At 40.6% G+C, this 3,905-nt stretch carries 5 protein-coding genes; 4 read left to right on the top strand and 1 reads right to left on the bottom strand.

The features are described from left to right. A partial coding sequence (locus AC33VI_RS05725) for a helix-turn-helix domain-containing protein (RefSeq protein ID WP_491781305.1) occupies positions 1 to 341 on the bottom strand: 341 nt, incomplete at its 3' end. A 253-nt stretch (positions 342 to 594) separates the two neighbouring features. On the opposite strand from AC33VI_RS05725, the gene lpxD reads away from it, so the two are divergent. From lpxD to AC33VI_RS05705, 4 genes are all read left to right on the top strand, one after another. Further along, a complete protein-coding gene (gene lpxD / locus AC33VI_RS05720; RefSeq protein ID WP_491781304.1) occupies positions 595 to 1,638 on the top strand; it encodes a UDP-3-O-(3-hydroxymyristoyl)glucosamine N-acyltransferase in 1,044 nt (347 codons plus the stop codon). Between the two features lie 2 nt (positions 1,639 to 1,640). Beyond that, complete coding sequence (locus AC33VI_RS05715) at positions 1,641 to 1,829, top strand: hypothetical protein (RefSeq protein ID WP_491781303.1); 189 nt, start codon at positions 1,641 to 1,643, stop codon at positions 1,827 to 1,829. Between the two features lie 85 nt (positions 1,830 to 1,914). Continuing rightward, positions 1,915 to 3,030 carry an AI-2E family transporter gene (locus tag AC33VI_RS05710; protein ID WP_491781302.1) on the top strand — a complete coding sequence of 372 codons (1,116 nt, stop codon included), beginning with the start codon at positions 1,915 to 1,917 and terminating at the stop codon, positions 3,028 to 3,030. A 27-nt stretch (positions 3,031 to 3,057) separates the two neighbouring features. Then, positions 3,058 to 3,905 (top strand): homocysteine biosynthesis protein (locus tag AC33VI_RS05705; RefSeq protein ID WP_491781301.1); only part of this gene is annotated, 848 nt, incomplete at its 3' end.

Raw genomic sequence — 3,905 nt, 5'->3', positions numbered from 1 at the left:
GGAGGACGTTCGATATAAAATTCAGAACCTGCTGCCACTTGTCCGTCGGGCAACTCTAAAGATAAAAAAGCAAATTTGCCTTTTCTGGCTTGTTGTCTGATCACTGCCCGAAAATTATTTTTGGTGACCTTTTCTTGAAAGGCATTGGAGAGATTTTGCCAAAGCCGAGAGCCAACAACTCGAATATAATCGGAGTCATAACCAGAATCGACAGCAATTTCTTGATAGGTTTTCCCAGACCAACATTCTCTCAGTACTAGTTCTTCCACGGTATTGAGACGATTTGGTTCTAAAATGCGATCGACAATTTTTATAGCTTGGCTAATTGCTAGCTCTGTCATACTGTGCTGTTTTTAGTTAATAGAATTTATTTGTATTTCGATCTGTTAAATCGTTATTTTAAATGATTTCCTAGCAACTTCTCGATCGCCAAATTGTTATTTTTAGCTCAACTCCACATTATACAGTAATCTTTTATTTGTGAGATTTGATAATAATTTTCCAGTTACATAACTATTAATAATTACCATAAAAAAAGAATGATTATGTCACAATAAATGGGGTTTGAGTTAATGTTTATCTCTCAATAAAATCATGCAGTTTCAAGAAATTGTCACTCTACTGGATAAAGCTGCTAAAAACAACAGTCTTCAGCGCAATCCCGAGCTAAATCCCGAAATTACTGGAGTTGCAGCGATCGATACAGCTACATTGGGCAGCCTAAGTTATATCGAAGGGGGCAAATTTACCGCGCAAATCGCCACCACAGAAGCCAGCGCGCTAATTTTACCTACCGATGAATCTTTACAGTCTCAAGCCACTGCGAGAAATATTGCTTGGATCGCTACCCCCCAACCGAGATTGTTGTTTGCCCAAGCAATTTCTCTGTTTTATAAACCTTTTCAGCCTTCTCCCAGCATCCATTCTAGTGCGGTTATTCCCGAAGATACTAAAATCGGCAAAGACGTATATATTGGAGCGAATGTGGTGATTGGGGAAGAAGTAACAATCGGCGATCGCGTTACAATTCATCCCAATGTGGTTATCTATCCCCAGGTAACTATTAAGAACGATACCATTCTCCACGCTAACTGTACCATTCACGAACGTACTCAAATTGGTTCTGGTTGTGTAATTCATAGTGGTGCTGCCATTGGTGCAGAAGGATTTGGTTTTGTCCCCACTGCAACGGGTTGGTACAAAATGGAACAATCGGGCTGTGTGGTTTTAGAAGAAGGAGTGGAAATTGGCTGCAATAGTGCGGTCGATCGCCCTGCGGTAGGAGAAACTAGAATTGGCAGCAATACTAAAATCGATAACCTCGTCCAAATCGGTCATGGCTGCAAAATCGGCAGTAACTGCGCTATGGCTTCTCAGGTAGGATTGGCAGGAGGGGCAATTATTGGTAATGGAGTCATGTTAGGGGGTCAAGTAGGAGTGGCAAATCAAGTTACAGTTGGAGATCGAGCGATCGCCACGGGACAAACTGGTATTACTGGCAATGTCTCTCCAGGAGAAATGGTTTCGGGAATGCCCCATATTCCTAGCAAACTTTATCGTAGATTGTTTGTCATGTATAAGAGATTGCCCGAAATATACCAAATGTATAAAGAATTGAAGCAAGCAGATAAAAAATAATTATGAATATGCAGCTAGGATTTATCACCAAAATATTAATCATCTCTGCAATACTGTCTGTGGCAATCAAATATGGCGGTCGATATCTACCCCTTCAACCAACCAATGCGATCGCCTTAACTATTGTCTTAATGCCTTCTTTAATTATTGGCTTTATTTTAGGCTGGCAATATCTCAAGCAAAAAGTTTAATAAAATAAAACCTTATTTAGAGAAAATGCAGGTTACCCTATAAACCAAGCTTTATCTATGATTCTCCTACAAGGAGCTTGCAACGTTGAATTTTGGTACTTGGATCGGTCTGGTTGTCTTTTTTATTTCTCTTTATGTTTTATGGCAAATCAAACAACTATTGTTGTTGCTTTTTACTGGAATAGTTTTGGCTACTTCTCTCAATATTCTGGTTAAAAGCTTTCAAAAACGAGGAATGAAACGGATTCATGCCGTGATTTTATCCGCAGTCTGTTTGATTGTCATTGCAGTTGGTTGTATCTGGGTTGTAGTTCCGCCTTTTATCGATCAGTTTCAAGCTTTAGGCAGACTTGTACCCCAGGGAATTGAAAAACTAGACACTTGGTTAGATATACTATCGGAGCAATTAGACCCCAGAATCATCAATTTTCTGCCCGATACAGATGAATTAAACAGACAAATACAACCCCTAATTCAGCAGTTTTTAGGAGGAGGATTGACTGTCTTTTACAGTTCCTTGGGAGTGTTGCTGGGTATTCTCTTATTACTGGCAATTACCCTGATGTTACTAGCAGACCCAGAACCCTATCGCAAAGGATTTATCCGTCTTTTTCCTGCCTTTTATCGACGGAGAGTAGATGAGATTCTGGACTTATGCACGGAAGGTTTAGAAGGTTGGCTGGTGGGCATTCTGTTTAACATGGTAGTCATTGCCGTTTTAAGTTTTGTTTGTTTGCTAATTTTAGGTATTCCTTTAGCATTGTCTCAGGCGATGTTGGCGGGAGTAATGACTTTTATTCCCAATATTGGTCCTACCCTCAGCGTACTTTCGCCGATGGCGATCGCTTTGATTGAAGCTCCTTGGAAATCGATCGCTGTCTTAATTTTATATATAATAATTCAACAGTTAGAGAGTAATGTTTTGACTCCGATAGTCATGGCGCAGCAAGTATCTCTTTTACCCGCCGTTACCCTTCTCTCTCAACTATTTTTTGCAACTTTCTTCGGTTTTCTGGGTTTGTTACTTTCTTTACCTTTAACTGTTGTCGGTCAAATTTGGTTTAAAGAAGTAATCATTAAAGATGTCTTGGATAATTGGCAATATTCCTTTGTAGGCGATCGCAGGAGTGGAGATAGGGAGACAGGGGGACAGGGGGACAGGGAGACAGGGGGACAGGGAGACAGGGGGACTAAAGATTGATGATAAATGTTTAATGTTCAATGTTAAATGAAAAGAACGATTGATGAGATTAATGACAAGATAGACAAGGGTGAAGTAGTTGCTTGGACGATCGCTGAAACCAAAGCTAAGATCTTAGAATTAGGCATCGATAAAGTATTTCAACAAGTAGATGTGATTACCACTGGCACTTTTGAGCCAATGGAATCTTCAGGAGCAATAATTAACTTAGGACATACCGATCCGCCGATCAAAATTCGTCAATGTTGGTTGGATGGCATTCCTGCCTATGGGGGTTTTGGCGCGGTAGATTTATATTTAGGGGCTACTGCTACAGCCGACTACAATCTCAATGAAACCGACCCCGATCTGCGAGAAGGAGTTAGTTGGGAAAGAGGAGGCGGTCATGTAATTGAAGACTTGATTGCAGGAAAATCGATTCCCATCAAAGCGATCGGACAAAAAACCGACTGCTATCCTAGAGCGTTATGGGAAAATACCATTACCAAAGATAGTATCAATCAATTTTATTTATTCAATCCCCGCAATCTCTACCAAAATTTTATCGTTGGGGTGAATGGTGGCGATCGCACTTTATATACTTATTTAGGACCTTTGCAACCCAGGTTGGGTAATGCTGTCTACTCCAATCCTGGAGCTATTTCTCCTTTGCTGAACGACCCAGAACTGAATCTCGTGGGAATTGGCAGTAAAATCTTTTTGGGAGGAGGAATTGGTTATATAGCGTGGGAAGGAACGCAACATTTTCCCCTGCAAAAACGCCTGCCTAATAATACTCCTATTGGGCCTGCTGCTACAGTAGCTTTGATTGGCGATGCCAAACAGATGAATTCTAATTGGGTGCGGGGCTGTTATTTTAAAAATTATGGTGCTTC

This window comes from Waterburya sp. (assembly GCF_058530065.1).
The sequence above is the reverse complement of the archived record's forward strand: the minus strand, read 5'-3'. Positions and strand labels throughout refer to the sequence as shown.

Coding starts and splice junctions, on each gene's coding strand:
- lpxD (WP_491781304.1), top strand. CDS start 595: ATGCAGTTTCAAGAAATTGTCACTCTACTGGATAAAGCTGCTAAAAAC.
- AC33VI_RS05715 (WP_491781303.1), top strand. CDS start 1,641: ATGAATATGCAGCTAGGATTTATCACCAAAATATTAATCATCTCTGCA.